Annotated in this window: 1 pseudogene; it reads right to left on the bottom strand. The window is 29.1% G+C overall.

Features of this window, described 5'->3' with window-relative positions:
- Positions 1–368: pseudogene (locus tag AYC59_RS07495) on the bottom strand (CTP synthase); the annotation flags it as partial.

The following is a 368-nucleotide window of genomic DNA, read 5'->3' as shown; positions in this document are numbered from 1 at the left end:
AGTAGTGTAACATGTGTATATATCACAGTTTCACGTCCTACTTCTTTTTTAAACTGTCTTATAGCCTCTGTAAAAGGATTAGATTCTATAGCACCTATAGTTCCACCTATTTCAGTTATAACTATATCTGAATTTGATGCTTCGCCAGCTTTTCTAATTTTCTTTTTAATTTCATTAGTTACATGTGGTATATATTGTACGGTTCCTCCTCAATAATTACCTTTTGTTTTTTTATTTAAAATTGTAGACATTATTTTTCCGCTTGTAACGTTATTATATTTAGTTAATTCTTCATTTATAAATCTTTCATAGTGTCATAAATCTAAGTCTGTTTCACTACCATCTACTGGAACAAAAACTTCTCCATG

It is taken from the genome of Pseudostreptobacillus hongkongensis, assembly GCF_001559795.1.
GTDB classification, from domain to species: Bacteria; Fusobacteriota; Fusobacteriia; order Fusobacteriales; family Leptotrichiaceae; genus Pseudostreptobacillus; species Pseudostreptobacillus hongkongensis.
This window is presented reverse-complemented; position numbering and strand designations above follow the sequence as displayed.